Raw genomic sequence first — 25,734 nt, 5'->3', positions numbered from 1 at the left:
GCTGACAAGCGGAACAACAGTGACTATTTCGTGACGATGGACACTTACGGGCGATCCGGGAACGATAGCCTCGCCGGGGTCGGCGACACTGCGGACCTGTCCGCGCTGATCTCGCGCGCCACCCGAGCCGGCAAGGGATTGCCGCCCGTGGAGCGCTGGAATCCGGATTTCTGCGGTGATCTCGATATGGAGATCATGGCGGACGGCACCTGGTTCTATCTCGGCACGCCGATCGGCCGTATGCCGCTGGTCCAGCTTTTCTCGACGGTGCTGCGCAAGGACGCCGACGGCAAGACCTATCTCGTCACGCCCGTCGAGAAGGTCGGGATCAGAGTAGTAGATGCCCCGTTCATAGCTGTGGAAATGAGCGTGACGGGCGAGGGCGCCGGCCAGGTGATAACCTTCCGCACCAATGTCGGCGACGTCGTCGAGGCCGGACCGGAGCACCCGCTGCGTTTCGTCGACGAAGACCAGACCGGGGGGCTGAAGCCTTATGTGCTGGTGCGCGGGCGGCTGGAAGCGCTTGTGGCGCGGCCGGTGATGTACGAGTTGGTGGAACATGGTGAGGAGATCGAGGTTGACGGCAAGATGATGTTCGCGGTGCGCTCGAGAGGCGAGACCTATCCCATCATGCCTGCCGAAAGGCTGAAAAGGCTGAGCGCCTGACCGTGGATGCTTTTGTTCCCATGCCCTATTCGGCCGCCGATTTCCGGCAGCGCGCGACCGCCGAACGCGTCGTCGACGATGAGGAGTACGGCGATCACCGCTTCAATCCGCAGCACGGACATCTGATCCGGCGGACCGACCTGCGCGATGCGGCGGTGCTCGTCCCGGTCGTCGACCATGGCGACGAGGCAACCGTGATATTGACGAAGCGAGCGGAAAAGCTGCGCAGCCATTCCGGTCAGGTGGCCTTCCCGGGCGGACGCATCGACGCTACCGATCCGACGCCGGAGCATGCGGCGCTGCGCGAGACGATGGAGGAGATCGGGCTCGACGCCGAGCATATCGAGATCATCGGCCGGATCCCGGACTATGTGGCGGGCAGCGGTTATCGCATCGCGCCTGTTCTCGGCATCGTCCGGCCCGGATTTCACCTGACCATCAACGAGCATGAGGTGGATGCCGCGTTCGAGGTGCCGCTGCGCTTCTTGATGGATCCGGCCAATCATGAGCGCGGCAGCCGGATGTGGGACGACAAGGAGTGGTTCTACTACGACATGCCCTATGGCGGGCGGCGAATATGGGGGGGTGACGGCGGGCATCATCCGCACGCTTTACGAGAGGCTCTATACGTGACCGGAACAACAGTGATCGCCGGCGCGAACTGGCTCGCCAGGGATGAATTGCAGCGCTTGCTTAAGGCGCTTTCCGCACAAGGCGAGGAGGCGCGCATCGCCGGCGGCGCGGTCCGCAACGCGCTTTTTGCCGAACCGGTTGCCGACATAGATATCGCCACAACCAACCTGCCCGACGAGACGGTGCGCCGGGTGGAAGCCGCGGGCTTCAAGGCCGTGCCGACTGGGGCCGAGCATGGCACGATTACGGCGATCGCCGGCGGCAAGCCGTACGAGGTCACGACATTGCGCGCCGACGTCGAGACGGACGGGCGGCGCGCGAAGGTGCGGTTCGGGCGCGACTGGGCCGAAGACGCGCAGAGGCGCGACTTCACCATCAACGCGCTTTACGCGGAGGCGGACGGAACCGTGGTCGACCTGGTCGGCGGACTGGCCGACATCGAAAGCCGCACCCTGCGCTTCATCGGCGAGCCCGAGGATCGCATCCGCGAGGACTATCTGCGCATCCTGCGGTTCTTCCGTTTCTTCGCCTGGTATGGAGCGGGACGACCGGACGCCGAGGGGTTGAAGGCGTGCGCGCGGCTGAAGGAGGGGCTCGACCAGCTTTCGGCGGAGCGCGTCTGGAACGAACTGAAGAAGCTGCTTTCGGCGCCCGACCCGTCGCGTGCGCTGCTCTGGATGCGGCAAGCCGGCGTATTGACCCGCGTTTTGCCGGAAAGCGAAAAGTGGGGCATCGACGCCATTCATCCGCTGGTCAAGGCCGAACTGGAATTGGGCTGGGCAGCCGATCCGCTGCTGCGCCTCATGGCCATCGTGCCGCCGGATGCCACCCGGATGGCGGGATTGGCGGAACGGCTGAGATTGTCGAACGCGGAGGCGGAACGGCTGACGAATTGGGCTCGAACGGTTCAGCCAGTCTCGTCCTTGCCGGAGGATGCCCTGGCCCGGCAGTTGTATCGAAGCGACCGCCGCGGCTTCATCGACCGCTTGCGGCTGGCGCTGTCCTCGGCGAGAAGCCGCGGGGCGGAAGACGACAAGGCGCTGATTGAAGCGGGCGGATATTCGCGCCTGCTGGCCTACGCCGAGGGCTGGCAGAAACCGGAATTCCCGATCAGGGGCCGCGACCTCGCGGCCTTGGGCGCCGAAGCAGGACCGCGCCTCGGAGAGATCATGCGCGACTTGGAAAAACAATGGGTTGAAGAGGGTTTCCTGCCGGATCGCGGCGCGCTCATCGAACGCGCCACGTCACTCTTGAGAAACTGATTCAAGTGGCTGACGATCCGATTCAATTTGTTCGCGCGCAGAATCGGATTGCGGGTCTAACCAGTTGTTGAATAAGCCGTTTCAGGCGGCATCCCGAACTTTTTCAATGCGCGAGCGAATTGCTTCTATCATCGTCTCGCGAATAATCGTCTCGCCATGTATCTCGCGCATGTGTTCGACGGCGCGCCGCATAATTTCGGCCTCTTCCTCGTGGCGCGTGTGCCAGTCGCAGCCTGGAACGAGCGATCCGCAGTGAAATTCCTTCATCGGTTTCTCCTTTCTCGTTTCTGGCGGGAAACAGAATAACATGGAATTCGGCGATAAGTTGCCGAGGGTGGGAATTTTCCGTGGAAGCGTGAAAGTGTCTTGTCCGCCCGGGCCGGATCAGCGCTCTGGTCAGCGGTTGAACGAGACGGCGCTGGAGAGGGCGAGCCATTCGCTGACGACTGCAGCGTCGTCGTTGCCGAGATCGTGTCCCGAAGCGATCGTGCGTGCGTCGACGCGGCCGCCATGCTCGCGCAGCATCGTTTCAAGCGCGGGGGCGAACGGCGCGTAGGTGCCGTCGGCGGCGCCGGCGACGGTGAGGAAATGCGCGCCGGACAGATCCACCTCGGGAATGCTTTCCAGCACCGACATCGGGCGCAGCAGCACCGCGCGCTCGACAATTCCGGGATGCAGCAGCGCCATCGCGGCCAGGAGGTTGGCGCCGTTCGAATATCCGATGAAGGTGGTGTGCGCGAGATCGAGTTTCTTCGCTTCGACAGCGTCGCGCAGAAAAGCCGCAAAGGCTCCGGCTTCGGAGCGGATGTCGTTCTGGTCGAAACGGGTCGGCGTCAAGCGACGATACCAGCGGGTCACGCCGTCCTGAATGAGCCGGCCGCGAATGCCCATCAAGACAGCGCGGGGATCGATGCGCGAGGCAAGGTCCATCAGCGTCGTTTCGTCTCCGCCGGAGCCGTGCAGCAGCACCAGGGTATCGGCCGTCGCCTGTTTCGGCTGCCTGCGCAGGACGAGGAAGCGGTCCGACCGTTCGATCGCCGATGCGTCAGCGGCCGGGAGCAACCTGTCGCCTGCGCCGCCCGAGCGGTCCGGAGCTACGGGCACGGCCGCCTCCCTTGCCGGAGAGAGATCGGCGCAAGACTGCCGTGTCTCCGCGATGAGGGCAGGGTTTTTCTTTGCCGCCGCCGCGATCTTTCCCGGCGGTCTGTTGCGGTCGCAATCAGACAGGTCGCTGGCATTGCCCAAGCTCCCGAAACCCAAGGTGATGATGATCGACAGCAAGCCGATGATGCAGTTTCTGGCCATTGGCCGACCCTGTCAGCTAAACATTTCAAATTTGGAGCCTGCCGTCCCGCCATGATGCCAGCCGCAGCCGACATGCCTGCGGGAAATTCGCCTTGCCCCAACCTGGTTTGCTTATAGCGGTCTCTTGCCGGCTACTCATCACACGATTTGATGATCCGGGACGAAGCGGGGCCGGTGTGTCCCGAAGGTCACGGGCTATGGCCACTTCACTTCCGGCGGCAGGCTCGACAGGATCGAGTTGACGTTGCCGCCGGTCTTCAGGCCGAAGATGGTGCCGCGGTCGTAAAGCAGGTTGAACTCGACATAACGGCCGCGCCGGACAAGCTGTTCCTCACGGTCGCCGTCGGTCCAGTTCAGGTTGAAGTTGTTGCGCACCAGATGCTGGTAAACGACGAGGAACGAGCGGCCGACATCCTGAACGAAGCGGAAGTCAGCGTCCCAGCCGCCGCTCTCCTCGGGCGAATGCAGCCAATCAAAGAAAATGCCGCCGATCCCACGCGATTCGTTCCGGTGAGGGAGGTAAAAATACTCGTCGCACCAGGCTTTGTATTTTTCGTAATCGGCGACGCGGGCGTTTTTCGCGCAGGCAAACTGCATGGCCTTGTGAAAGGCGATTGTGTCGGGATCGTCCTGCGTGCGCCGCCGATCGAGCACAGGCGTGAGGTCGGCGCCGCCGCCGAACCAATGGCGTGAGGCAACCACCATGCGCGTGTTCATGTGCACTGCCGGGACGTTCGGGTTCCACGGGTGGGCGATCAGGGAAATGCCGCTCGCCCAGAAGCGCGGGTCTTCCTCACCGCCGGGCATCTGCTTTCGGAATTCAGGCGAGAACTCGCCGTAGACCGTCGATGTATGGACGCCGACCTTCTCGAACACGCGGCCGCGCATCATCGACATGGTTCCGCCACCGCCTTCGCCTTCATCGCGCTGCCACGGAGTGCGTTCGAAACGGCCGGCTGCCCATGACGACTGAGGGCCGGCGAGGTCGTCCTCTATCTTCTCGAGCCCTGCACAGATGCGGTCGCGCAGTTCCTCGAACCAAGTCCGCGCCGCGGCCTTCCTGTCTTCGATGTCTTCCGGCAGCCCAGCCGGTATTTCGGGGCGTTCCATGCGCCGTCTCCGCATCCTGGCCGTTCCCGCAGCCCGCGGGCATGCAAAAATGACTCGTTTTTTCCGGCGCGATCCCTAATCTCTAATTGTTCAGGGTCAAGGAGTTCCTGTGCGCACTCCGTCGCGGCCGCCGCTCGATGGTCTAAAGAAAAGGCTCGATCAAGGCCGGGCCGAGGGCGGGCGTATGCCCCGCGACGGGTTCTTGCGCGAGACTTTCGTCCTGCCGCGCAGCGATGCCCGCAAGAAGGCCAAGGAATGGTTCGACCGCTGGCCGAAGCAGGCCTACTGGACCTCCATCGAAAGCTGGTTCGAGCGCCCGGGCGACGTGATCGAGTTCACCATCAGGCGCCTGCCGAGTTCGGATTAGGATGTACTCAGTTGATGCCGGCCTGCGAATGGAAGCTGCGCGCCCATCTTCGATTCCGGCTCGGCCTGACCTGAATCTCAGTACACCCTAGGCGCGACCACCAGCCGCCGCGGGCCCGGGCCTTCCTCGGCCAGCCGGTCTCCCGGATTGCGCAATTTGCAGCGGTCGATCGACAGACAGCCGCAGCCGATGCAGTCGGTCAGTCCGTCGCGCAACTTCTGAAGTTGGAGAATCCGGCGATCGAGATCGGCGGCCCATTGCTGCGACAGAACGCTCCAGTCGTCGCGCGTCGGCGTCCGGCCGCCGGGCAGCGAGGCAAGCGCCTTGCCGATTTCGGCCAGCGAAATGCCGACCTCCTGCGCCACCTTGATGAGCGCGACCCTGCGCAGCACATCGCCGCCGTAGCGGCGCTGGTTGCCGGCGGTTCGGTGGCTTTGGATCAGCCCCTTCGCCTCGTAGAAATGCAGGGCCGAGACCGCCACTCCGCTCCGGGCCGCAACCTGGCCGACCGTCAGTTCTTTCGCCATGCCGATTTCCGCTTGACCTCAACTTAAGTCGAGGTTGTAGCAAGCTGTCCCTGAGAGCGCAAATCGAAGGGAAGAACAATGTTCGTGGAGGCAAGGGTAGGCTTTTGCGCAGGTGCGGGCAGATGCGGAGATTATGCGTGGCGCGTCGGCGTCCGGTTCACATTGTCGTCAGCCGATCTGCCTGATCGCTTCGCCGGCAGCCATCGCGGCGCTGAGCGCGACGTTCAGGCTGCGTCCGCCGCCCTTCATCGGGATCAGCAGGCGTTCGTCGGCGGCGTCGCGGACGTGGTCCGGCACGCCGGCCGATCTGCGCCCGAACAGGAGGATGTCGCCGTCTGCGAACCGGAACGCGGTGTAGGGCAGGGAGGCCTTGGTCGAGAACAGCAGCAGGCGTCTTTTCGCGCCGCGCCGCCAGTCCTCGAAGCTCGCAAAGTCGACATGGCGGGTCAGCGCCGCCATTTCGAGATAATCCATGCCGGCGCGGCGGAGATTGCGGTCGGAAAGATCGAAGCCGGCCGGCTCTATGATGTCGACGGCAAGCCCGAGGCAAGCGGCCATGCGCAGGATCGTGCCGGTGTTGCCGGCTATGTCCGGCTGGTAGAGCGCGATGCGAATGCCATCCGCCAATATGGCCTCCTGCTAATTAGTGGCCAAACCGCAACACAACCTGCGGCTTTGCCGGGATCGCGATCTTCCGCATGGTCAAAATGGCCGAATGGGTCTATAGAGCCGCCATTGTCAACTCGAACCGAAGGAGGCGGACATGGAATTCATGATGACCATAGATATCCACCGCCCCATCCGCGGGCTCAGCGCCCTGGCGGTTTCGGTTCGACGCTTTACCTGACACTTCAAAGCTTCATCGTCTCGATTCCCGCCGGACCTTTTCATGGTTTCCGAAGGAATCTTGCTATGTCTTCCAATATCGACAAGGGCCAAAAGGCCCCCTCCGTACTTGAGCGCCACCAGAGCCTTCGGGCCGTGGACGGTGCATCAAACCCGAGCCGGGAAAAGCTCGCGGCGTGGGAATTCGTTATCGGCAGTCGAAGTCCGGTGGCGCATCCGCCAGGCCGGGCTGCTCGCTCGCATCGGGGCAATCTTCCCGATGTAGATCTGTCACAGGCGGTCCCGTTCCCGACCAAGCCGTCGCGCGTCAGCATGGTTGCGGGATGGGTCCGCAACGTGTTCCGCGACCCGGCCAAGGAAGAGCGCCGCCACCCGTTTGTCAGGAACCTTTGACGGGCGGATCGGCGAAACGGCCTCGACCCATTAAGGTGTCGGGGCCGAATCTTCGCTGGAATCAGGCCGGCCAGTATCCATCTTAGCTCCGTGCCCGCGACTCCTTTATTGCGGTCGCATGAGCGCCTTGAAAGACGAAGACACATGTTCCGCTGGTTTGAACAGAAGCTCGATCCATTTCCGCCGCAAGAACCGGTCGAACCGCCGAACACGCTGGTCGCCTTCTGCCTGCATTACACGAAGGGTGCCTGGCCCTTCATCATCGCCGCCGCGATCCTGATGTCGGCGATCGCGATCACCGAAGTCTGGATGTTCGCCTTCCTGGGCAACATCGTCGACTGGCTGTCGGTGCAGAACCGCGAGACGTTCCTGGAGACCGAGGGCTGGAAACTCGCCGGCATGGCCTTCATCGTGCTGATTGCGTTGCCGGGCACGGTGCTGCTGCATTCGCTGATTTCGCAGCAGACATTGATGGGCAACTACCCGATGCGCATCCGCTGGCAGGTGCACCGCTACCTGCTCAAGCAGTCGATGACATTCTACCAGGACGAGTTCGCCGGCCGCATCGCCACTAAGCTGATGCAGACGGCGCTTGCGGTGCGCGAATGCATCATCAAGCTGATCGATGTCCTCAACTACGTCGTCGTCTATTTCCTCGGCATGCTGTTCATCGTCGGCTCGTCCGACTGGAGGCTGGCCGCGCCACTCGCCGTCTGGCTTGCGTGCTACGTCGGACTGCTGCGCTACTTCATTCCGTATCTCGGCGCGGTTTCCCAAGAACAGGCGGATGCCCGCTCGGTCATGACGGGCAGGGTGGTCGACAGCTACACCAACATCCAGACCGTGAAGCTGTTTTCGCATGCCAGGCGAGAGGCTTCCTTCGCACGGGAGGGCATGGCGACTTTCATGGACACGGTCTACCGTTCCATGCGGCTCGTGACCCAGCTCTACGGGGCGCTCTACATCCTCAATTCGCTGCTGCTCTTCTCGGTCGGGGCGCTGTCGATCTGGCTGTGGCTCCACGAGGCGGTAACCATCGGCGCGGTCGCCGTAGCGATCGGCCTGGTCTTGCGGCTCTGGGGCATGTCGCAATGGATCATGTGGGAGATGTCGGGCCTGTTCGAGAATATCGGCACCGTGCAGGACGGCATCGGTTCGATCTCGCTGCCGCGCCTTGTCGAGGATCGTCCAGGCGCCGAGGACATCGAGGTGAAGGCAGGAGAGATCGAATTCGAGAAAGTCCGGTTCCATTACGGCAAGCGGAGGGGCGTCATCGAAGACCTGTCGCTCAATGTTCGTCGCGGCGAAAAGGTCGGTATTGTCGGCCGATCGGGGGCAGGCAAGTCGACGCTGGTCAATCTGCTCCTGCGTTTCTACGACCTGGAAGGCGGCCGTATCCTGATCGACGGGCAGGACATCTCGGCGGTAAAGCAGGACAGCCTGCGCGCCAATATCGGCGTGGTGACGCAGGATACCTCGCTTCTGCACCGCTCGGTGCGCGACAACATTCTCTACGGGCGGCCGGACGCCACCGAGGAGATGATGGCGGAAGCCGCGCGGCGGGCCGAAGCGCTGGACTTCATCGACAGCCTTGCCGACCCGAAAGGGCGCAAGGGGTTCGACGCTCATGTCGGCGAACGCGGCGTCAAGCTCTCCGGCGGCCAGAGGCAGCGCGTCGCGATTGCGCGGGTCATGCTCAAGGACGCGCCGATCCTGATCCTGGACGAGGCGACGTCGGCGCTCGATTCCGAGGTCGAGGCCGCCATCCAGGAGAACCTCTACCGGCTGATGGAAGGGAAGACGGTTATCGCAATCGCGCACCGGCTCTCGACCATCGCCGCAATGGACCGGCTGGTCGTCATGGACGAAGGGCACGTCGTTGAGGACGGGACGCACGAGGAACTGCTCGCTCGCGGAGGCCTCTACCGGCAATTGTGGCAGAGGCAGTCCGGCGGCTTCCTGATCGACGGCGACCCGGCGGAGCCGACACTCCTGAAGGGGCAGGCCGCGGAGTGAAGCGCGTAACGCCGTTTGCCGGAGGAATTTTCGAGCGGCCTTCCTATATTGGTTCGGCGCTTGCCGGGTTGCGGCTCGGCAAGCATGCTTTGCTCTGGATAGCGAGACGGAATGGCTGACGAAGGATTTCGCGACAGGCTGTGGCAGCGCTTCGAAGGCGCGGTGGATCCATTCCAGGACACCGACCGGGAAGTCCTGCCGGCCACAGCATGGCGGTTCATCCTCTATTTTGCCCGTCAGGCGACCGGCCCGTTCGTGCTGCTCCTGGTCGTCGGCGGCGCGGCTGGCGCCGTCGATGCAGCACTCTACTGGTCGGTCGGCTGGCTTATCGACCTGCTCGACAACTCGAATCCGCAGACGCTGTTTGCCGACCACTGGCCGGAGCTTGCGGCATTGCTGGCGCTGCTTCTGGTGGTGCGAACCATTGTGATGATCGCTTCGGCCATCGTCGAGCAGCAGATCGTGGTGCCCGGCTTCTATTCCATGGTACGCTGGCAGGCTTTCCGGCGCGTCATCGAACAGCCTTACGATTTCTACCAGAACGATTTCGCGGGGCGCATCGCCACCAAGATCATGCAGGGCGGCGAGGCGGTCGGCGACTTCATCGTCAACATATTGCAGACCATGTGGTCGTTCCTGACCTTCATTGTCCTGGCCATCACCATATTGGTTTCGGTCGACCCGATGATGGGCCTGGTGGTCGCGCTGTGGTTCGCCGGATACGCCTCCATCGTCTATTTCCTACTGCCTGAAATGCGCAGCGCCGGCCGCGCCACGGCCGACGAGCGCTCCATCTTCAACGGCCGTCTGGTTGACGCCTTCACCAACATCATGGCGGTCAAGCTGTTCGACAGCGGAAGGCGCGAGCATGCCTATGTGCGTGACGGGCTGGAGCGGTTCCTGCGCGCGGTGATGCGGCTCACGCGCGCGGTCACCACGGTGCGGTCCTCGGTCGCAGTGATCAACGGCGCGATGATGAGCGCCATCGCGGCGATCTGCATCTACAAGTTCACCCAAGGCGGAATATCCACGGGCGCCATCGCCGCGGCGCTCGGTCTCGTCTTCCGGCTGAACCAGATGTCGGGCTGGATGATGTTCAACATCAACGGCCTGATTCGGAATTATGCCACCGTGCAGGACGCAACGCGCACCATATCTGTGAGGCCGGCAATCCGGGATGCTCCAGACGCCAAGGTGCTGCCGCGCGCCAAGGGCGACATACGTTTCGAGAACGTGTCGTTCCACTACGGCAAGGGCGGCGGCATCATCGACAATCTGAACCTGCATGTCCGGCCGGGCGAGCGCGTGGCGCTGATCGGCCCGTCGGGCGCCGGCAAGACCACTATCGTCAATCTCGCGCTGCGCCTGTTCGACGTCGAGGCGGGCCGCATCCTGATCGATGGTCATGACGTGCGCTCGGTGACCCAAGGGTCGCTGCGCGAGCAGTTCGGCGTGGTCAGCCAGGACGCAATGCTGATGCACCGTTCCATTCGAGACAACATCGGCTACGGCCGGGCGGGAGCGAGCCAGGCCGAGGTCGAGGACGCGGCGCGGCGCTCGGAGGCGCACGACTTCATCCGGGGCGTTTCCGACCCGAAGGGCCGCAGGGGGTATGACGCACATGTCGGCGAACGCGGCGTCAAGCTTTCGGGCGGCCAGCGCCAGCGCGTCGCGATCGCGCGCATGATGCTGAAAGACGCGCCGATCCTGATCCTCGACGAGGCGACCTCGGCGCTCGATTCGGAAGTCGAGGCGGCGATCCAGGACAATCTCTACCGGCTGATGGAGGGCAAGACCGTCATCGCCATCGCCCACCGCCTGTCGACGATTGCGGCGCTCGACCGGCTGATCGTGCTCGACAAGGGCCGGATCGTCGAAGAGGGGACGCATGATGAGCTGATCGCGCGTGGCGGGCTCTACGCGCAGCTCTGGAAGCGGCAGTCGGGCGGCTTCCTCGGCAACCGGCTGGCGGCGGAATAGCCCGATGTCGGTTCGGTTGCCGGAAATGTTCGGCGTTTCCGCGATGGGCGAGACAGGCCTGAGCGCGGTCGACCAGGAGATCTTGGCCGAAAAGGTGGCTTCGCTCGGCAATGCCGGCCGGAAGGTCGAGGCGTGCCTGGAGAAGCTTGCCTCGCACCGGGGCGACGGCGAGGCGCGGATGGCTCTGGTCCGGAGCGCGGCCGACGCCGTCTACGCCTATTTCGTCCAGCGCGAACTCTGCGGCTTCCGCCGGCACGACGATATCATCCGCGACTATGCGATACCGCGGGAAGTGCTGGTCAGGCTGGGTGCGAAATAGCCCGCGCGAGACGTCATTCCAGCCATTCGGTGACGAACTTTTCCGAGGCGTGCACGTCGATCGTGACGAGCGCTTCCGGGCCAAGATTGCGAAACTTGTACGGCGTATCCGCCGGAACGACCAGGATCTGGCCGGCGCCCGCCTCGATCTCGCTGGCGCCCACCGTAAAGAGCGCCCGTCCGGACCGGATGATGAAGGTTTCCGGGTAAGGGTGCTTGTGGAGCCTCGGCCCGCCGCCGATCCTGTCGAAATCGTTGAAAACGATCGAAATACCGGCGCCGTAGGGCATGCCCTGCATTTCACCATGCCAGCGGCCGCCTTCGGCCCAGGCTTCCCTGTCGATCACATGCGCCATGCGGCGGAAGATATGCCGACGGGTTCGATCCTGTCGAGGCTCCAGGGGAACGCCTATCCTCGCGCCCGCCGCGTGAGGTAATCGAATGCGAGGCTGAAAACGTACCAGGTGGCGAGGAACGCAACGCATTCCAACGCGAAACTTCCAAACTTGTAGAACAATTCCGCGATCACGAACGCGATTGCGAGCGGGGCGAGTTCCCGTTTCGCGGCGGCGTTGATGCCAATCGTCTGGATCAGGGTGAACATTCGGCTCTCCTTTGCTATCAATGCACAATCGGGCCGGGCTCGGGTTTCCCGCCGGCCGGCCGGCAACCGTCGATTTCCGGATGGATTTCCCACTGGTTTTCGGGGCGTGACTGGGACTCGACAGTCAATTCGGACTGGGCCTCCGAAACGGCGGCGCACCACTCCCTGGCGCGCACCTCGATGTCCGCTGGCCAGCCGGTCAGGCCGCCACCGCTGTTTTCGATCCGTTGACAGTGCTTGATTGGGTGGATTTCGTTCCAGCCTTCGTGAGCGGTATCGTAAACCCAGGTTCCCTTCACCACCAAGACATCCCGAAGGCTGTGCAGCTCGTCGAGTTCGGAATTTACGTCGGTTGGCGAGCCGGTGTCGTTGAGAGCGATGATGGCCGCGATGCCTAGTATGGCGGCGGCGATCACCGCCGCGATCACGCAGGCGATCCATCCGATGATCGGGATTGCGCAGAAGACGGCTCCCACCACGCTGACCGCCAGGGCGGCTACGGCAGCGTCATGCAGAACCTTGACCCCGCCGCCCTCGAACTCCGCGTGCAATACCGGCACGGTGACCAGCTTGGGCGTGGCGTTGACGTTTGCCAAAAACGGCGCGTCGGAAAACTCGCCAGTGTAGTCCTTGAATTTGTTTGCATCGAGCTGGCGCATGATCAGGTCCTTCTGGAACCCGCCGAAGTATCTGACCAGGCATGGATCGGCCTGGTTCTTCTTGTCGGCAATCACGCAGTCCTGCGGCGTGTCGGGAGCGAGCAGCAGATCGATCGAGTAGTCGGTGTCGAAGGCGTCGAAACCGCTCTTCTCAGACGGTGGATGCGTTTCCACCAAAAGACCGACCGCGCAGCGGTCGCCGCCCAGGCAGACCAGCCGGTCATATAGCCACCAGCGGCAATAGACGATGACGGCAGTCGTGGCCGCAACCCCGATCACGCCCCAGCCGACACCGAGCAGGAGCAGCGCGACCGCGGCGATGGCAGTGACAATCAAGCCCGGCGCGAGCCCGACATGATCGTCCGGCTTTACGCATTGAGTGTGCTGGACATAGGGCATGCCGCGACTCACACTTTCTCGACATAGAATGTGACGCCGCCGGCCAGCCCGATGGCGTCGAACGCATCGACATTGACAGGCTGCCGGCCCGCGAATGCCTCGGGAGGCGTGACCGCAACGCGGACTTCGATCTCGTCGCCTGGTGCTAGCGTCGGCGCCTGCGGCTCGAAGGCGACGCTCCAGCCGGGCGGCAGGGGATGGTTCTTTTCGCAGATGCCGCGACGGGACGGGCAATGCCGGGAAGGTCTCCGGCCTTCCGGCAACGACTGGAGCGCGGTGCAACTCAAGTCGGCGTCGTTCCTGGTCGCGCTCCTGCCGCTCCTTGCCCCGATCGACGACGCGGCAGGATTCGGGCTCGGGTATCGCGTAGGAATCCACCTCGAACCGAAAGGTCTGACGCTCGCGCCGCGGATTTCCTAGCAGGAATGTGAAGTGGGCCGGTGACTGCGCCGTTCCGACATTGGTGTTTTCCTGGCCGAGATTGTTCGCGGGGTTGAAATCGTCGAACCAGTCGAGCAGGACCTGAATGCAGAAATGGCCTGCTACATTGGGTGTGCGCCAGCGAGTCCTCGCGAAAGCCGGACAGTTTGGGCCGCCCTTCACGCCGAGATTGGTCGTGGCGGCGCCGATTCCCTGTTGGCTCACCCCGATGCCGAAGCCATGAACCGTGAACTTCACCGGAAGACCAACGACGGGGGCCGATTCCGACCCGTTCCAGATACGGGCGACGACATCGTATTCGGTATCGGGAGCGAGCTGCGAGGAGGCGACGGTGAGCGCGGGGTTGGGCGGCGCGTTCGGATCGAGCGGTCCGGCGACGGTTTCAAGGGTGATATCCGGATTGTTCCAGGTCACCGCCAGACCGAGACTCATGAGGTAAGCTTGCGAATAGATCAACGGGTCGGGGCGCTTGAATTCCGGCCGCTTGATCGTCGAGCAGTTTCCCGGATCGCGGTTCTTCCTGCTGTGGCTCAATCCGAGCCTGACGAGGCACCTTTGGAATACATCCCAGAGGCGGCGAATTAGATCGATCAGAGCTCGTAAGCTATCGAAAAGAACCGATCGAACAATAGCGGCAAACAACGCAGCAAGCGAAGCGATTTGTCGCATAGCAAATTATCCGCGCAGCCAGCAAACGCTGAGCCGGATTTCTATTTTCAATCCCCGTCGATTTAAATAAACCCCGCATAATATTGATCGTGTTCTTTGGCTTTTGCAATATCAAATATGCAACGGCGCGTTGAATCCCCTTGAGGCGCCTAGGCTGGGCATCCCGTTCCGCGGTCCTGGAAGTCCTTGCGACAATCTGCCATCACCCCCTTGCGCCGTCTGGACAAGCGCAGGCTTCACGCATAAACCGATGCCGAATGCCGGAGGGGTCGCCGGCCCGTCCGCAATGCGCGGAGGGCAGGCCGACAGAGCGGGATCTGGCTCTACATCCGGCGAAGGCAAGGCGAAAGGATCATAGTCCCGTGAGCGCAAACGATACGATCGACCCGAGCCGCCGGGATTTCCTTTACATCGCCACCGGCATGGCCGGCGTTGTCGGCGCGGGCGCCGTCGCATGGCCGTTCATCGACCAGATGCGCCCGGATGCGTCGACGCTGGCTCTGGCCACGATCGAGGTCGACGTCTCGTCACTGCAACCGGGCATGTCGCTGACAGCCAAATGGCGTGGACGGCCGGTCTTCATCCGCAACCGCACGCCGGAAGAGATCGAAGCCGCCAAGGCGGTCAAGCTCGAAGAGTTGAAGGATCCCGTTGCCCGCAACGCCAACATCAATCCTGATGCTCCGGCAACCGACGCAGACCGTTCTGCCGGCGAGGGCAAGGAAAACTGGATCGTTATGGTTGGCGTCTGCACCCATCTCGGCTGCGTGCCGCTCGGACAGGCCGGCGATTTCGGCGGCTGGTTCTGCCCTTGCCATGGATCGCATTACGATACTGCCGGACGCGTCCGCAAAGGTCCGGCGCCGGAAAACCTGGCTATTCCGACATACCAGTTCGTTTCCGACACCACGATCCGGGTCGGCTGAGGTTTCCGGGGGATTATCATGAGCGGTGGACACTCGACTTACACGCCCAAAACCGGCCTCGGCCGCTGGTTCGATGCACGCATGCCTTTGCCGCGCCTGGTGTACGATCTGTTCGTATCCTATCCGGTGCCGCGCAATTTGAACTACGCCTATACGTTCGGCGGCATCCTCGCGATCATGCTGGTGTCGCAGATCGTCACTGGTGTCGTGCTGGCAATGCACTACGTGGCCGAGACGAGCCTTGCCTTCGCGTCGGTCGAAAAGATCATGCGCGACGTGAATTCGGGCTGGCTTCTGCGCTACCTGCATTCCAACGGCGCGTCGTTCTTCTTCATCGCGGTCTACATCCACATTTTCCGCGGTCTGTACTACGGCTCCTACAAGGCGCCGCGCGAGCTTCTGTGGATTCTCGGCTGCATCATCTACCTGTTGATGATGGCGACGGGCTTCATGGGATATGTGCTGCCCTGGGGCCAGATGAGCTTCTGGGGCGCGACCGTCATCACCGGCTTCTTTACAGCGATCCCGCTGGTCGGCGACTGGATCCAGCAATTGCTGCTCGGCGGCTTCGCGGTCGACAATCCAACGCTCAACCGCTTCTTCGCGCTGCATTACCTGCTGCCTTTCATGATCGCCGGCGTCGTCATCCTACACGTCTGGGCGCTGCACGTTACCGGGCAGACCAATCCGACCGGCATCGAAGTAAAGTCAAAGACGGATACGCTGCCGTTCACGCCTTATGCGACCATGAAGGACGCGTTCGGCATGCTGGTGTTCCTGCTGGTGCTGGCCTACTTCCTTTTCTACATTCCCAACTTCCTTGGGCATCCCGACAATTATATCGAAGCCGATCCGTTGAAGACGCCGGCCCATATCGTGCCTGAATGGTACTACCTGCCGTTCTACGCGATCCTGCGCGCCATCACCTTCAGCGTCGGCCCGATTGATTCCAAGCTGGGCGGCGTGCTCGCCATGTTCGGCGCCATCGCGGTGCTGTTCTTCGTGCCCTGGCTCGATACGTCGAAGGTGCGTTCGGCTGTCTATCGGCCTATGTACAGGCTGTTCTTCTGGCTGTTCGTGGCAGACGCAATCTTCCTGGGCTGGCTCGGTTCGCGTCCTGCCGAAGGCGCCTACGTCGTGATGTCGCAGATCGCCACCCTGTATTATTTCGCCTTCTTCCTGGTCATCATGCCGGCTCTCGGTTTCATCGAGACGCCGCGGAAGCTGCCGAATTCGATCACCGAGGCCGTGCTCGACAAGAACAAGACCGGCGGCGCCGGGCAGCTGGCTCACGCGACCGCGTCGCCGGAAATCAAAGGCTAAGCTGAGAATCTTGAGAGGGACTTCCGTATGAATAAGATTCTCAACGGTCTTGTCGTGCTGGGCTTCGTCATGGCCGGCGCGCTTGGCACGGCAACCGCCCAGGAGGAACACAGCGAAGCCGAGCCGACACACTTCCCGATCCACAAGCCGGAAGAGCAGAGCTGGTCGTTTGCAGGGCCTTTCGGTACCTACAATAAAGGCCAGCTGCAGCGCGGCCTGAAGGTCTACAAGGAAGTCTGCTCGGCCTGCCACTCGATGAATTTGGTGGCGTTCCGTACCCTTGAGGGGCTCGGATACTCGGAAGCCCAGGTGAAGGCGCTCGCAGCCGAATACGAGGTGACCGACGGTCCTAATGCCGATGGCGAGATGTTCACGCGGCCGGCGCTCCCCTCGGATTACTTCCCGTCGCCATTCCCCAACAGCATAGCGGCAGCCGTAGCCAACAACGGCGCCGCGCCACCGGACTTCTCGCTCATCGCAAAGGCGCGGGGTGTCGAGCGCGGCTTTCCACGGTTCGTCTTCGACATCTTCACGCAATACGCCGAGGGCGGGCCCGACTACATCCACGCGCTGCTGACCGGCTATGATCAGGAGCCACCCGCCGGCATGGAGATAGCCGAAGGCACCTACTACAACCCCTACTTTATCTCCAGCAAATCGCTCGCCATGGCGCCGCCGCTTTCGGACGGCCAGGTGACCTATGACGACGGTTCGCCCGAAACCGTGGATCAGTATGCCCGCGACGTCGCCGCATTCCTGATGTGGGCCGCCGAGCCGCATCTCGAAACACGCAAGCAGACCGGCTTCAGCGTCATGGCTTTCATGGTTCTGTTCACCGGCCTGGTCTACCTGACGAAGCGCAGGATCTGGGCCGGCGTTGCGCACTGAGCGCTGGAAGCCCGATTTGTCGACGTTTAAAGGGCGCCTCTAAGCGCCCTTTCTTTCAAAGCAGCATGTTTGCGATTTGCCTCTCGCATGCAAGCCGGTCGAGGCTTCCGAGACCACCCAATCTGCGTGCAATCAAGTCATTGGGCAAAGTCGAGAATTTCAATCGAACCAAGCATTTCACATGTAAACCGGCAGTTTCCAGATCGCGTAACTCCACATCGCTCGGCCATTTCGATTCTTTGGCCGTCGTGATCATCGCGACGAGCGTTTGCCCGTTTGCCTCATTAAAGCTGCGGCCGGAAATAACCACCGCGGGCCTGCGCTTCCGAACTGGTATTTCGGCGAAGGGAAACGGAACCACTACGGTCTCGTATCGCTCACAGATCACGAAATGCTTCCTCGTCCTCCGGGCTGCTCCATTCTGAAAACAAGGCGGAATTGGCGGCTAGATAATCATCAGCCAAACGGGCTTCACGCAGCTCTATGATCTCGCCCTTTCGCGTCTTGAACCACTCGTTCCAGACTGCCTTCATGGCGCCTTCCGGTCGAATAGCATTCGTTGGACGACCATCTCTACCTGTTCGCATTCGCTTCCAGCGACCGACGACGCCATCGACGTCAAGGTTGATTTCCTCATCATCCTTCAGCCTGGCCAAGCGCTCGCGCATTTTCGGCTCGTCGATATGCTTGAACCAAATCGTATGGTCTTCGATCCTGATCGAGGTTGCCATTCTTTGCTCCCAAGGGGTCATTGAATTCTTAATAGACCCCCATAAGACCCCTCAAGCCCCGTGCTGTCAACGGGGCCATAAGTAATGCTATGGACCCGCATGAGACCCCTTGATCCAATTTTTTAGCGGAGACAGGTTGCGCTGATCTTGTTGCTCATTCAAGGATCGGCCAACCAAGATGGTGGCCCATGAAATCCTCTCTCGAAGACACGCTCCTCTCGTCGATCCGCACCATTCCAGACTACCCGAAGCCGGGCATCATGTTTCGCGACATCACAACCCTGCTCGGCAATGCGCGTGCGTTCCGCCGCGCCATCGATGAACTGGTGCATCCCTACGCCGGGACCAAGATCGACAAGGTTGCCGGCATCGAGGCGCGCGGCTTTATCCTCGGCGGTGCAATCGCCCATCAGCTTTCATCCGGCTTCATCCCGATCCGCAAGAAGGGGAAGCTGCCGCACGAAACCGTGCGCGTCGCCTACAGCCTCGAATACGGGCTGGACGAGATGGAGATGCACAAGGACGCCGTGGTGTCTGGCGAAAAGGTAATCCTCGTCGACGACCTGATCGCTACCGGCGGCACGGCAGACGGCGCTGTCAGGCTGCTGCGCCAAATGGGCGCCGATATCGTCGCGGCATGCTTCATCATCGATCTGCCGGAGCTTGGCGGGCGCAGGAAACTCGAGGCGCTGGATGTGCCGGTTCGGACGCTGATCGCGTATGAAGGGCATTGAAGGTGGGGGCCACTCACTTCGGAACTGCATTGATAGGTGCTGTCCTGGGACTCATCCTGATCTTCGCGGTGGAGGTCCTTACTTTTGTCGGTCCGGTCGTCACGATTGCACTTTTGGTCGGCAAGCGGAGCATGTCCGCTGCTCTTATCTGGGGCGCGTTGACCTGTCTGGCTTGGCTATTTCGGTTGGGAATTTGGATGCGGTGGTTTTGAGCAGCCGCGTCGTTACCCCACCTTCACCAGCACGGCGCTTTCGAATTCCAACACTTTATCGCCAGTCGAATCAAAGGCATCGGCGCGGATGGTCAGGAGCCGCCATCCCGGGCGCGAGGCGATAGGCCGGTGCGCGATGCCGGTTCGGGTAAAGGTCACGGTTTCGCCCGCATAGACGGGCTTCAGCCATTTCAGGTTCTTGAAGCCGGGCGAGGGGCCGAATTCGGGGAGCGGGCCGGGGCCTTCCCATCGCCGGCCCTCGGTCTCCATGCGGGTCGCCAGATTGTATTTCATCCAGGTCGCGGTCGTATGCCAGCCTGAGGCGCAGAGCCTGCCGAACACGCTGTTTTTAGCGGCCTCCTCGTCTACATGGAAAGGCTGCGGATCATATTTTCTGGCGAACGCCTCGATCGCCTCCGGCTCGAACTTGTGCGAACCGAGGGTCGTGGCGACGCCGATGCCGAAGAATTCATCCAGCGTCACGCGGCGGCCTCGCGCTTCAGGAACATGCCGGTGTGTTCGAGTTCCAGCACCTGCTCGCCCTTCTGGTTGAACAGTTCATGGCGGCAGGTGACGAAGCCGAGGGTCGGGCGCGATTTCGAGAGGCGCTTGGCTAACACGGTGCTTTTGCCGGTCAAGGTATCGCCGGCCAGAACCGGCCGCTTCCAGCGGACATAGTCGATGCCGGGCGCGCCCTGAGAGGTCGAATCGAGCAGGAAGGCGTCGCACATCATGCGCATGAACATCGCGCATGTGTGCCAGCCGGAGGCCGACAGACCGCCCAGGATGCTGGCTTTGCCGGCGTCCTCGTCCAGATGCATAGGCTGGGGATCGAATTCCGAAGCGAACTCGACGATCTCTTCGGCGGTGACGAACTTGGAGCCGAGATCGACGGAGCCGCCTTCGACGAAATCGTCATAGGCCCATGTCTTGCCGGTCACGATCGGAATCCTATTCGAATCACAGCGACAACATACCGGGGTGGCTGCCTCATGCAAGCCGCCGGGGCAGTGCACTTGCCCGGTTTTGCCGCTGCGTTATGATAAGCCGACTACTGAAGAAAGATTTGCGGCGAATGCCCATAAAGCAGCACCCTTCCCGCCACGGCCGGCAGGAATCACATGAGACGGTTCGCGAAATTGACGCTGTCATCGCTTGGGTGGATGGGTCCGACGCCCAACACCTCGCCAGCCGGCTGAAACATAGGGGCGGCCTTCGGCGGTCGACCCGCTTCGCCGACAGCGGCGAGATCTATTACTGCATCGCATCGATCCTGAAATATGCGCCCTTCATAAGGCGGATATGGATCGTGAGCGACGCCCAGTCTCCGAAATTCCTCCGGGAATTTGCCGAGGCAGGCCTGTGCGAACCCGACTTCATCCAGGTGGTGGACCACACGGCGTTGCTGTCGGATTTCCCCGAGGCGCTCCCGACCTTCAATTCGCGGACCATCGAGGCAGTGCTTTGGCGCATTCCAGGATTGAGCGAGAGGTTCGTCTATTTCAACGACGATTTCTTCGCGAACCGGCCGCTTAGGCCCGAAGAGTTTTTCGTGGATGGGCGGCCGGTCCTGCGCGGGGAAAGGGCGAGGCCGGAACACAAGCTGATGAGATCTCGCATTCGGCGGCTGATGCGAACACTCGGCCTTCGCGTGCCCAAAGTGCGCCCCACCTTCCGCCTCGCACAAGAACGGTCGGCGAACCTTTTGGGCGTGACCGGGAAGTTCATGATGATCGGCCATCATCCGCATCCGATGCGCCGAAGTGTCCAGGAAGCGTTTTTCGCCGCCAGGCCCGAGCTTTTACGCGAGCAGGTGGGGCATCGGTTCCGTGACATTGCCCAGTATTCGCCCGTCGCCCTGGCGAACCATCTGGAGATCGTCGGTCACGGTGCGACTTACCAAAAGCCGGTGAAGGTGGCCTACGTGAAGCCTGGCCCAAATGAGAGCGGATGGCGTTTCCTCGGCCAGATCAGAAACGAAACGGCGCCCTTCGGCTGCATTCAAAGCCTGGAGAAATTCGATGCGGACGCGTTCAGGGCGGTTCGCCGGTTGATGCGGGAGAAACTGGGCAAGTTCCTGCCCTCGACGATCGAACTAACGGACGTGCCGGAGGAGAGTCGTCGAGTGGCGGAGAAGCGGGCCGCCGCCAACGCCGGGCTGCAGACCGGATATCCGGCTGCCGAGTGAGACGTTGGCTGATCGGCGCAATTCAGAGCCAGCCGCGGCGCTTGAAGTACCAGAAAGGGAGCACCGCCGAGATCACCATAAGAAAGAGCGCGAAAGGATAGCCAAGAAGCCACTTCAACTCAGGCATGACATCGAAATTCATGCCGTAGACCGAGGCGACGAGCGTGGGCGGCAGGAATACGACGGCAGCCACCGACACGATCTTGATGATGGCATTTTGCTCGATATTGATCATGCCCAGCGTCGCATCGAGGAGGAAGGTTATCTTCTGCGACAGGAAAGAAGCGTGGTCGGAAAGCGAGGACACGTCGCGTGACAGCGTTTTCACCCTGGCGCGCAAGTCCTTGTCGTTCTTGCGCGGCACCATGACCTGACCGAAGAAGCCGGATAGCCGCTGGAGCGAGAGAAGGCTGTCCTGAATATTGGACACCAAGTCCTCCTTGCGCCCGATGCGGCGCAGGATGATCTGAAAACCCCGGTCGCGCTTCGATGCCTTTTTCTCGGCGGGGTGAAAAATATCGTGTGAGATTTCTATGACTTCGCTGCCTGCCCGCTCAAGCACATCGGCGAGGCGGTCGACGATTGCCTCAAGCAGGGCAATCAGGATGGTTTCGCCGTTGGTGCAGCCGATATCGGCTTTCTCCGCTCTCATAGGGAATGTCTGGAAGGCGCGCGGCTCATGATAGCGCACGGTGATCAGCCTGTTCTGGGAAAGCACGAACGTCACCGGCGACATGACAGGCCGGTCGCCGTCGGCATGCGCGGGCAGCGTCGCGGTCATGAAGAAGGCGCCGTTCTCGACGTAGAGCCGCGAGGATATCTCGATCTCCTGCATCTCCTCGCGTGTCGGAATGCCGACGCCGATCCAGTTTTCGATCGTCGCTTCTTCTTCCTTCGTCGGCTCGAAAAGGTCCGCCCAGACGACCCTTTCCTTGTTCGCCAGAAGGTCGTCGACGGCGTGCAGTCGCTCATTGTCGACGACGAATGCCTTGATCATCGCCGGGTCTCCTTGCTTCGACCGAGGGCCGCGTCAGTGGACACGGAGTTCGCTACGTATTGAACTTGAACAGCATGACGTCGCCGTCCTGCACGACGTATTCCTTGCCCTCGTCGCGCGCCTTGCCGGCTTCCTTGGCCGGCACTTCGCCGCCGAGCGTCACGAAATCATTATAGGCGATTGTCTGCGCGCGGATGAAGCCGCGCTCGAAATCCGTGTGGATGACGCCCGCGGCCTGCGGCGCCTTGGCACCCTTATGGACGGTCCAGGCGCGGGTTTCCTTCGGCCCTACGGTGAAGAAAGTGATGAGCTGCAGCAACTCGTAGCCGGCGCGGATGAGCTTATCCAGGCCCGGCTCCTCCAGGCCGAGGTCGGCCAGGAATTCTTTTGCTTCGTCGTCGGCAAGCTGCGCCACTTCAGCTTCGATCGCCGCCGAAATGACCACGGCGCGCGCCCCTTGGCCGGCAGCCATCTTCTCGACGGCGCGGGTGTGCTCGTTGCCCCTGGCGGCATCGGCCTCCGAGACGTTGCAGACATAAAGGACCGGGTGCGAGGTCAGAAGATTGAGCCCTTGCAGGATGCCCAGATCCTCGGCTGCGATCCCCTCGAGCAGTATGCGTGTCGGCTTGCCGTCCTGCAGCAGCGTCAGCGCCTGCTCCATCATCGGCAGGACCGTCAGCGCTTCCTTGTCCTTTCCGCTTGCGCGCTTGCGGAACTGGACGATGCGGCGCTCGAGGCTTTCGAGGTCGGCCAGCATCAGTTCGGTTTCGACGGTCTCGGCATCGGCGACAGGATCGATCCTGCCTTCGACATGGGTGATGTCGTCGTCCTCGAAGCAACGCAGCACATGCACGATGGCATCGACCTCGCGAATGTTGGCCAGGAACTGGTTGCCCAGCCCTTCACCCTTCGATGCCCCGCGCACAAGGCCGGCAATGTCGACAAAGGAGATGCGGGTCGGAATGATCTCCTTAGACTTGCCGGCCGCAGCGAGCTTCTGCAGCCGCGGATCGGGCACCGCGACCTCGCCCGTGTTCGGTTCGATGGTGCAGAAAGGATAGTTGGCCGCCTGCGCGGCTGCCGTCCGCGTCAGTGCGTTGAAAAGCGTCGATTTGCCCACGTTGGGCAAGCCAACGATGCCGCATTTGAAACCCATTTTTGTCCGGTCCTATCGGGAGAAGAGAATTTGGTCAGGGCTATGGGCGAAAGGATCGACGATCGTCAAGCTTTTGCCTCGCCCGAGCTCGATGCTCTGTCCATCGGACAGATCCTCGGTCAAGAAATAAGCGCAGCCGAGGTCGAGCGCGGAAGCAAGAAGCAGACTGTCCCACCAACTGAATGCAGTCCGGACGTGGATCAGACGGGCGAGCGACGACTGCTCAGGCGTTATCGGTGCTTTCCCGAAAACGCCGAATGTGTCGATGATTGAAAACACCGTCGCGGGAGAATCGAACCACTTCTTTCTGAGCAGTACGTGAGCGACCTCGTTCAGCACCTGCAGGTTAGTTCTTGCCCGCTGCTGTTCCGCAATGCGTTTAAGCGTAGCGCTCGCAATCGCCGCCTTCTCCGGCTCGCGGCGGTCGTGGAGATAGATCAGGACACTGGAATCCACAAAGACGTCAGCCCCGGGCATTTCGCTCTTCGCGCGTCGGCATGCAACCGTTCTCGGTTACATCCCACATCGGCCCGGCGAGGATACGCTCTAGCGCCTCCAGTTGAGGGTTGCGCGCCCCGGTTTGCGCGCCATCCGCGTTATCCTCTCGCAGCTTGTCCGCGATATAGCGGGAGAGACTTTTCTGTGCCTCAGCCGCCCGAATGCGCGTTGTGCGATAGAGCTTGTCGTCCATGGAGATGGTCACGTTTTTCATCATCGGCTCACTAAAACACGAATTCCGTGTTTCAGTGAAATTAGCCTATCTGATGCAGAATTTCAAGTTTCTGGCAGGTCACTCTCTGCCGCCGAATAGCCTTTTCAGCATCGCGGCCATCGGCCCCGTCTCTGGAGCCTTCACGGCAGGACCCTGCTGGCGCGCCTGGCGGATATGGCTCTGTTGTTTCGGGGCAGGCCGGTCCGGCTCCGGCTTCGCCTTGCCGCCGCCGGGAACAGCAAGGCTGACCTTGTTCATGAAACTTGAATCGTCGCCTTTGACCAGGAGTTCGGCGCTGCCCGCGATCGCATCCAGCAACGGTTCCAACCACTCACGATCCGCCTTGGCGAAGTCGCCCAGCACGTGGCCGTGCACCAGTTCCTTGACGCCCGGATGGCCGATGCCGATGCGCACGCGGCGGTAGTCCTTGGCGATATGCTGGTCGATCGACCTTATACCGTTGTGGCCACCCGCTCCACCGCCCACCTTGACGCGCACCTTGCCGGGAGCGAGGTCGATCTCGTCGTAAAAAACGGTCAGGGCCGAGGGTTCGAGCTTGTAGAACCGCATCGCCTCGCCGACCGACTGGCCGGACAGGTTCATATATGTCTGGGGCTTGATGAGGACGATCTTTTCGCCGCCGAGATTTCCTTCGGCGGCAAGGCCCTGGAACTTCTTCGACCAGGGCGAAAAATCATGGCGGCGGGCAATCGCGTCCGCCGCCATGAAGCCGACATTGTGCCTGTAGTTGGCGTATTTCGCACCCGGGTTGCCAAGACCAGCAAAGAGAAGCACTGTTTCGGCCTCCGGGTTGCGAGATTATTCCTCTTCGGCCGCTTCTTCTTCCGTCTCGGCCGCCGCCTCTTCCGCGGCTTCCGGCTTCATGGCCGAGGAGCTTGCGACCGTCGCGACGGTGAAGTCGCGGTCCGAGATGACCGGCTTGACGCCGGCCGGCAGTTTGACCGCCGAAATGTGGATCGAATCGCCGATATCCGTGCCGGTGAGATCGACCGTGATGGAATCGGGGATCGCATTGGCCGGGCAATGGAGTTCGACTTCGTGGCGCACGATGTTGAGAACGCCGCCGCGCTTGATGCCGGGCGACTTCTCTTCATTGATGAAGTGGACCGGCACGTTGACGTTGACCTCGGTGTCCTTGCCGATGCGCAGGAAATCCACGTGCATCGGGAAGTCGCGGACGGGGTCGAGCTGATAGTCCTTGGGCAGAACCTGGATTTTCTTGCCGCCGACGTCGATGGTCGCGATGGTGGTCAGAAAACCGCCGCCGTGAATCTTGTAGTACACGTCCTTGTAGGACAGGGCGATTGCCAGGGGAGGCTGCTTGTCGCCGTAGATGACTGCAGGCACTTTACCGTTGCGGCGAACTTCACGGGCGGACCCCTTACCGACCTGTTCGCGTGCTTCGGCCTTGAGCTCGTAAGTGTCGTGGCTCATGGCATTTCCTTTCGGGTTACTGGAGCGTCTGCGGCGGGCGCTTGCCCGATCCCCAAACGTCGAAAGCCGCCGGATGAGGCGGCCTTCCGCCGCGTTGCCTCCAAGGGTGTCTACGCGGGTGGCGGCTCTATAGCCGAAGGCGTTCCGGAGCGCAAGTTTGTGCAGAATTCTGGTCTTGTGCAGCAAGTGCGCCAAGCCACTGAGGCCCGCTCAGCCT

At 61.9% G+C, this 25,734-nt stretch carries 31 protein-coding genes and 1 pseudogene; 13 read left to right on the top strand and 19 right to left on the bottom strand.

Translation table 11 applies throughout. The features are described 5' to 3' along the window. Positions 1-36: 36 nt before the first annotated feature. The 3 genes and pseudogenes from ACG873_RS18435 (at position 37) to ACG873_RS18425 (ending at position 2,561) form a co-directional block, all read left to right on the top strand. Entirely contained in the window at positions 37-666 is a 630-nt protein-coding gene (locus tag ACG873_RS18435; protein ID WP_394893592.1) for a DUF1285 domain-containing protein, read from the top strand. 20 nt (positions 667-686) lie between these two features. Beyond that, a pseudogene (locus ACG873_RS18430) lies at positions 687-1,079 on the top strand (NUDIX hydrolase); the annotation flags it as partial. Positions 1,080-1,295: 216 nt separating this feature from the next. Beyond that, the gene (locus ACG873_RS18425) at positions 1,296-2,561 is read left to right on the top strand and encodes a CCA tRNA nucleotidyltransferase (RefSeq protein WP_394893590.1); all 1,266 of its coding nucleotides are present in this window, start codon (positions 1,296-1,298) and stop codon (positions 2,559-2,561) included. Between the two features lie 81 nt (positions 2,562-2,642). Here the strand turns inward: ACG873_RS18425 and ACG873_RS18420 are convergent, their stop codons facing one another. From ACG873_RS18420 to hemF, 3 genes are all read right to left on the bottom strand, one after another. After that, entirely contained in the window at positions 2,643-2,828 is a 186-nt protein-coding gene (locus tag ACG873_RS18420) for a DUF1059 domain-containing protein (RefSeq protein WP_394886525.1), read from the bottom strand. A gap of 129 nt (positions 2,829-2,957) precedes the next feature. After that, positions 2,958-3,866, bottom strand: coding sequence for an alpha/beta hydrolase (locus ACG873_RS18415; protein WP_394886523.1), 909 nt, complete (start codon positions 3,864-3,866; stop codon positions 2,958-2,960). 195 nt (positions 3,867-4,061) lie between these two features. Continuing rightward, complete coding sequence (hemF, locus tag ACG873_RS18410; protein WP_394886522.1) at positions 4,062-4,976, bottom strand: oxygen-dependent coproporphyrinogen oxidase; 915 nt, start codon at positions 4,974-4,976, stop codon at positions 4,062-4,064. 109 nt (positions 4,977-5,085) lie between these two features. On the opposite strand from hemF, the gene ACG873_RS18405 reads away from it, so the two are divergent. Next, the gene (locus tag ACG873_RS18405) at positions 5,086-5,343 is read left to right on the top strand and encodes a hypothetical protein (RefSeq protein ID WP_394886520.1); all 258 of its coding nucleotides are present in this window, start codon (positions 5,086-5,088) and stop codon (positions 5,341-5,343) included. Positions 5,344-5,420: 77 nt separating this feature from the next. On the opposite strand, the gene soxR is transcribed toward ACG873_RS18405, so the two are convergent. Both soxR and ACG873_RS18395 read right to left on the bottom strand, forming a co-directional pair. Next, positions 5,421-5,870: a redox-sensitive transcriptional activator SoxR gene (soxR, locus tag ACG873_RS18400; protein WP_394886518.1), complete on the bottom strand. Its 450-nt coding sequence runs from the start codon at positions 5,868-5,870 to the stop codon at positions 5,421-5,423. A 168-nt stretch (positions 5,871-6,038) separates the two neighbouring features. Then, positions 6,039-6,497: a tRNA (cytidine(34)-2'-O)-methyltransferase gene (locus ACG873_RS18395; protein WP_394886517.1), complete on the bottom strand. Its 459-nt coding sequence runs from the start codon at positions 6,495-6,497 to the stop codon at positions 6,039-6,041. 285 nt (positions 6,498-6,782) lie between these two features. Between ACG873_RS18395 and ACG873_RS18390 the strand changes: the two genes are divergently transcribed. The 4 genes from ACG873_RS18390 (at position 6,783) to ACG873_RS18375 (ending at position 11,424) form a co-directional block, all read left to right on the top strand. After that, entirely contained in the window at positions 6,783-7,109 is a 327-nt protein-coding gene (locus ACG873_RS18390) for a hypothetical protein (protein ID WP_394886515.1), read from the top strand. A 144-nt stretch (positions 7,110-7,253) separates the two neighbouring features. Continuing rightward, positions 7,254-9,125, top strand: a complete 1,872-nt coding sequence (locus ACG873_RS18385) for an ABC transporter ATP-binding protein (RefSeq protein ID WP_394886514.1) — start codon at positions 7,254-7,256, stop codon at positions 9,123-9,125. A gap of 111 nt (positions 9,126-9,236) precedes the next feature. Next, entirely contained in the window at positions 9,237-11,105 is a 1,869-nt protein-coding gene (locus tag ACG873_RS18380) for an ABC transporter ATP-binding protein (RefSeq protein WP_394886513.1), read from the top strand. A 4-nt stretch (positions 11,106-11,109) separates the two neighbouring features. Further along, entirely contained in the window at positions 11,110-11,424 is a 315-nt protein-coding gene (locus ACG873_RS18375; RefSeq protein WP_394886512.1) for a DUF6665 family protein, read from the top strand. Between the two features lie 13 nt (positions 11,425-11,437). Here the strand turns inward: ACG873_RS18375 and ACG873_RS18370 are convergent, their stop codons facing one another. From ACG873_RS18370 to ACG873_RS18355, 4 genes are read right to left on the bottom strand one after another with little or no spacing between them, the layout of a single operon-like run. After that, a complete protein-coding gene (locus ACG873_RS18370) occupies positions 11,438-11,779 on the bottom strand; it encodes a cupin domain-containing protein (protein WP_394886510.1) in 342 nt (113 codons plus the stop codon). A 53-nt stretch (positions 11,780-11,832) separates the two neighbouring features. Then, positions 11,833-12,027 carry a hypothetical protein gene (locus ACG873_RS18365; RefSeq protein WP_394886508.1) on the bottom strand — a complete coding sequence of 65 codons (195 nt, stop codon included), beginning with the start codon at positions 12,025-12,027 and terminating at the stop codon, positions 11,833-11,835. 17 nt (positions 12,028-12,044) lie between these two features. Beyond that, positions 12,045-13,085 (bottom strand): hypothetical protein, encoded by a 1,041-nt coding sequence (locus tag ACG873_RS18360; protein WP_394886507.1) that lies wholly within the window; start codon positions 13,083-13,085, stop codon positions 12,045-12,047. An 8-nt stretch (positions 13,086-13,093) separates the two neighbouring features. Further along, positions 13,094-13,348, bottom strand: coding sequence for an NEW3 domain-containing protein (locus ACG873_RS18355; RefSeq protein ID WP_394893588.1), 255 nt, complete (start codon positions 13,346-13,348; stop codon positions 13,094-13,096). A gap of 1,269 nt (positions 13,349-14,617) precedes the next feature. Between ACG873_RS18355 and petA the strand changes: the two genes are divergently transcribed. The 3 genes from petA to ACG873_RS18340 are packed head-to-tail and all read left to right on the top strand — an operon-like array spanning position 14,618 to position 17,332. Further along, entirely contained in the window at positions 14,618-15,121 is a 504-nt protein-coding gene (petA, locus tag ACG873_RS18350) for a ubiquinol-cytochrome c reductase iron-sulfur subunit (protein WP_394893587.1), read from the top strand. 18 nt (positions 15,122-15,139) lie between these two features. Continuing rightward, the gene (locus tag ACG873_RS18345) at positions 15,140-16,444 is read left to right on the top strand and encodes a cytochrome b (RefSeq protein WP_394886506.1); all 1,305 of its coding nucleotides are present in this window, start codon (positions 15,140-15,142) and stop codon (positions 16,442-16,444) included. 27 nt (positions 16,445-16,471) lie between these two features. After that, complete coding sequence (locus ACG873_RS18340; RefSeq protein WP_394886505.1) at positions 16,472-17,332, top strand: cytochrome c1; 861 nt, start codon at positions 16,472-16,474, stop codon at positions 17,330-17,332. Positions 17,333-17,387: 55 nt separating this feature from the next. On the opposite strand, the gene ACG873_RS18335 is transcribed toward ACG873_RS18340, so the two are convergent. Together ACG873_RS18335 and ACG873_RS18330 are read right to left on the bottom strand one after the other, a co-directional pair. Beyond that, positions 17,388-17,693, bottom strand: coding sequence for a type II toxin-antitoxin system PemK/MazF family toxin (locus ACG873_RS18335; protein WP_394886503.1), 306 nt, complete (start codon positions 17,691-17,693; stop codon positions 17,388-17,390). Between the two features lie 16 nt (positions 17,694-17,709). Then, positions 17,710-18,063: a hypothetical protein gene (locus tag ACG873_RS18330; protein WP_394886502.1), complete on the bottom strand. Its 354-nt coding sequence runs from the start codon at positions 18,061-18,063 to the stop codon at positions 17,710-17,712. A 188-nt stretch (positions 18,064-18,251) separates the two neighbouring features. On the opposite strand from ACG873_RS18330, the gene ACG873_RS18325 reads away from it, so the two are divergent. Continuing rightward, entirely contained in the window at positions 18,252-18,797 is a 546-nt protein-coding gene (locus tag ACG873_RS18325) for an adenine phosphoribosyltransferase (protein ID WP_394886500.1), read from the top strand. 224 nt (positions 18,798-19,021) lie between these two features. Here ACG873_RS18325 and ACG873_RS18320 read toward each other — a convergent pair whose 3' ends face one another. Together ACG873_RS18320 and ACG873_RS18315 are read right to left on the bottom strand one after the other, a co-directional pair. Then, the gene (locus ACG873_RS18320; RefSeq protein WP_394886498.1) at positions 19,022-19,492 is read right to left on the bottom strand and encodes a MaoC family dehydratase; all 471 of its coding nucleotides are present in this window, start codon (positions 19,490-19,492) and stop codon (positions 19,022-19,024) included. Next, positions 19,489-19,950 (bottom strand): MaoC family dehydratase, encoded by a 462-nt coding sequence (locus tag ACG873_RS18315; protein WP_394886497.1) that lies wholly within the window; start codon positions 19,948-19,950, stop codon positions 19,489-19,491. Before ACG873_RS18315 ends, ACG873_RS18320 begins: the two co-directional genes overlap by 4 nt. Before the next feature lie 134 nt (positions 19,951-20,084). Between ACG873_RS18315 and ACG873_RS18310 the strand changes: the two genes are divergently transcribed. Beyond that, positions 20,085-21,197, top strand: a complete 1,113-nt coding sequence (locus ACG873_RS18310) for a stealth family protein (RefSeq protein ID WP_394886495.1) — start codon at positions 20,085-20,087, stop codon at positions 21,195-21,197. 22 nt (positions 21,198-21,219) lie between these two features. Here ACG873_RS18310 and ACG873_RS18305 read toward each other — a convergent pair whose 3' ends face one another. From ACG873_RS18305 to ACG873_RS18280, 6 genes are all read right to left on the bottom strand, one after another. Then, positions 21,220-22,194, bottom strand: a complete 975-nt coding sequence (locus ACG873_RS18305) for a magnesium transporter CorA family protein (protein ID WP_394886493.1) — start codon at positions 22,192-22,194, stop codon at positions 21,220-21,222. A 52-nt stretch (positions 22,195-22,246) separates the two neighbouring features. Next, on the bottom strand, positions 22,247-23,350 hold the full coding sequence (ychF, locus tag ACG873_RS18300) for a redox-regulated ATPase YchF (protein WP_394886492.1): 1,104 nt from the start codon (positions 23,348-23,350) through the stop codon (positions 22,247-22,249). Between the two features lie 12 nt (positions 23,351-23,362). Beyond that, the gene (locus ACG873_RS18295) at positions 23,363-23,827 is read right to left on the bottom strand and encodes a PIN domain-containing protein (RefSeq protein WP_394886491.1); all 465 of its coding nucleotides are present in this window, start codon (positions 23,825-23,827) and stop codon (positions 23,363-23,365) included. After that, positions 23,814-24,065: a hypothetical protein gene (locus tag ACG873_RS18290; protein WP_394886489.1), complete on the bottom strand. Its 252-nt coding sequence runs from the start codon at positions 24,063-24,065 to the stop codon at positions 23,814-23,816. Before ACG873_RS18290 ends, ACG873_RS18295 begins: the two co-directional genes overlap by 14 nt. A 75-nt stretch (positions 24,066-24,140) precedes the next feature. Continuing rightward, the gene (pth, locus tag ACG873_RS18285) at positions 24,141-24,857 is read right to left on the bottom strand and encodes an aminoacyl-tRNA hydrolase (protein ID WP_394886487.1); all 717 of its coding nucleotides are present in this window, start codon (positions 24,855-24,857) and stop codon (positions 24,141-24,143) included. A 24-nt stretch (positions 24,858-24,881) separates the two neighbouring features. Beyond that, positions 24,882-25,517 carry a 50S ribosomal protein L25/general stress protein Ctc gene (locus ACG873_RS18280; RefSeq protein ID WP_394886485.1) on the bottom strand — a complete coding sequence of 212 codons (636 nt, stop codon included), beginning with the start codon at positions 25,515-25,517 and terminating at the stop codon, positions 24,882-24,884. Positions 25,518-25,734: the final 217 nt, after the last annotated feature.

It is taken from the genome of Allomesorhizobium aridi (assembly GCF_043769475.1).
In the GTDB taxonomy this organism is placed as follows: Bacteria; Pseudomonadota; Alphaproteobacteria; order Rhizobiales; family Rhizobiaceae; genus Allomesorhizobium.
This window is presented reverse-complemented; position numbering and strand designations above follow the sequence as displayed.

Coding starts and splice junctions, on each gene's coding strand:
- hemF (WP_394886522.1), bottom strand. CDS start 4,976: ATGGAACGCCCCGAAATACCGGCTGGGCTGCCGGAAGACATCGAAGAC.
- ACG873_RS18390 (WP_394886515.1), top strand. CDS start 6,783: ATGTCTTCCAATATCGACAAGGGCCAAAAGGCCCCCTCCGTACTTGAG.
- ACG873_RS18325 (WP_394886500.1), top strand. CDS start 18,252: ATGAAATCCTCTCTCGAAGACACGCTCCTCTCGTCGATCCGCACCATT.
- ACG873_RS18360 (WP_394886507.1), bottom strand. CDS start 13,085: ATGCCCTATGTCCAGCACACTCAATGCGTAAAGCCGGACGATCATGTC.
- ACG873_RS18370 (WP_394886510.1), bottom strand. CDS start 11,779: ATGGCGCATGTGATCGACAGGGAAGCCTGGGCCGAAGGCGGCCGCTGG.
- ACG873_RS18380 (WP_394886513.1), top strand. CDS start 9,237: ATGGCTGACGAAGGATTTCGCGACAGGCTGTGGCAGCGCTTCGAAGGC.
- ACG873_RS18295 (WP_394886491.1), bottom strand. CDS start 23,827: ATGCCCGGGGCTGACGTCTTTGTGGATTCCAGTGTCCTGATCTATCTC.
- ACG873_RS18345 (WP_394886506.1), top strand. CDS start 15,140: ATGAGCGGTGGACACTCGACTTACACGCCCAAAACCGGCCTCGGCCGC.
- ACG873_RS18420 (WP_394886525.1), bottom strand. CDS start 2,828: ATGAAGGAATTTCACTGCGGATCGCTCGTTCCAGGCTGCGACTGGCAC.
- ACG873_RS18340 (WP_394886505.1), top strand. CDS start 16,472: ATGAATAAGATTCTCAACGGTCTTGTCGTGCTGGGCTTCGTCATGGCC.
- soxR (WP_394886518.1), bottom strand. CDS start 5,870: ATGGCGAAAGAACTGACGGTCGGCCAGGTTGCGGCCCGGAGCGGAGTG.
- petA (WP_394893587.1), top strand. CDS start 14,618: ATGGCCGGCGTTGTCGGCGCGGGCGCCGTCGCATGGCCGTTCATCGAC.
- ACG873_RS18385 (WP_394886514.1), top strand. CDS start 7,254: ATGTTCCGCTGGTTTGAACAGAAGCTCGATCCATTTCCGCCGCAAGAA.
- ACG873_RS18310 (WP_394886495.1), top strand. CDS start 20,085: ATGCCCATAAAGCAGCACCCTTCCCGCCACGGCCGGCAGGAATCACAT.
- ACG873_RS18375 (WP_394886512.1), top strand. CDS start 11,110: ATGTCGGTTCGGTTGCCGGAAATGTTCGGCGTTTCCGCGATGGGCGAG.
- ACG873_RS18305 (WP_394886493.1), bottom strand. CDS start 22,194: ATGATCAAGGCATTCGTCGTCGACAATGAGCGACTGCACGCCGTCGAC.
- ACG873_RS18280 (WP_394886485.1), bottom strand. CDS start 25,517: ATGAGCCACGACACTTACGAGCTCAAGGCCGAAGCACGCGAACAGGTC.
- ychF (WP_394886492.1), bottom strand. CDS start 23,350: ATGGGTTTCAAATGCGGCATCGTTGGCTTGCCCAACGTGGGCAAATCG.
- ACG873_RS18415 (WP_394886523.1), bottom strand. CDS start 3,866: ATGGCCAGAAACTGCATCATCGGCTTGCTGTCGATCATCATCACCTTG.
- ACG873_RS18365 (WP_394886508.1), bottom strand. CDS start 12,027: ATGTTCACCCTGATCCAGACGATTGGCATCAACGCCGCCGCGAAACGG.
- ACG873_RS18330 (WP_394886502.1), bottom strand. CDS start 18,063: ATGGCAACCTCGATCAGGATCGAAGACCATACGATTTGGTTCAAGCAT.
- ACG873_RS18435 (WP_394893592.1), top strand. CDS start 37: ATGGACACTTACGGGCGATCCGGGAACGATAGCCTCGCCGGGGTCGGC.
- ACG873_RS18290 (WP_394886489.1), bottom strand. CDS start 24,065: ATGATGAAAAACGTGACCATCTCCATGGACGACAAGCTCTATCGCACA.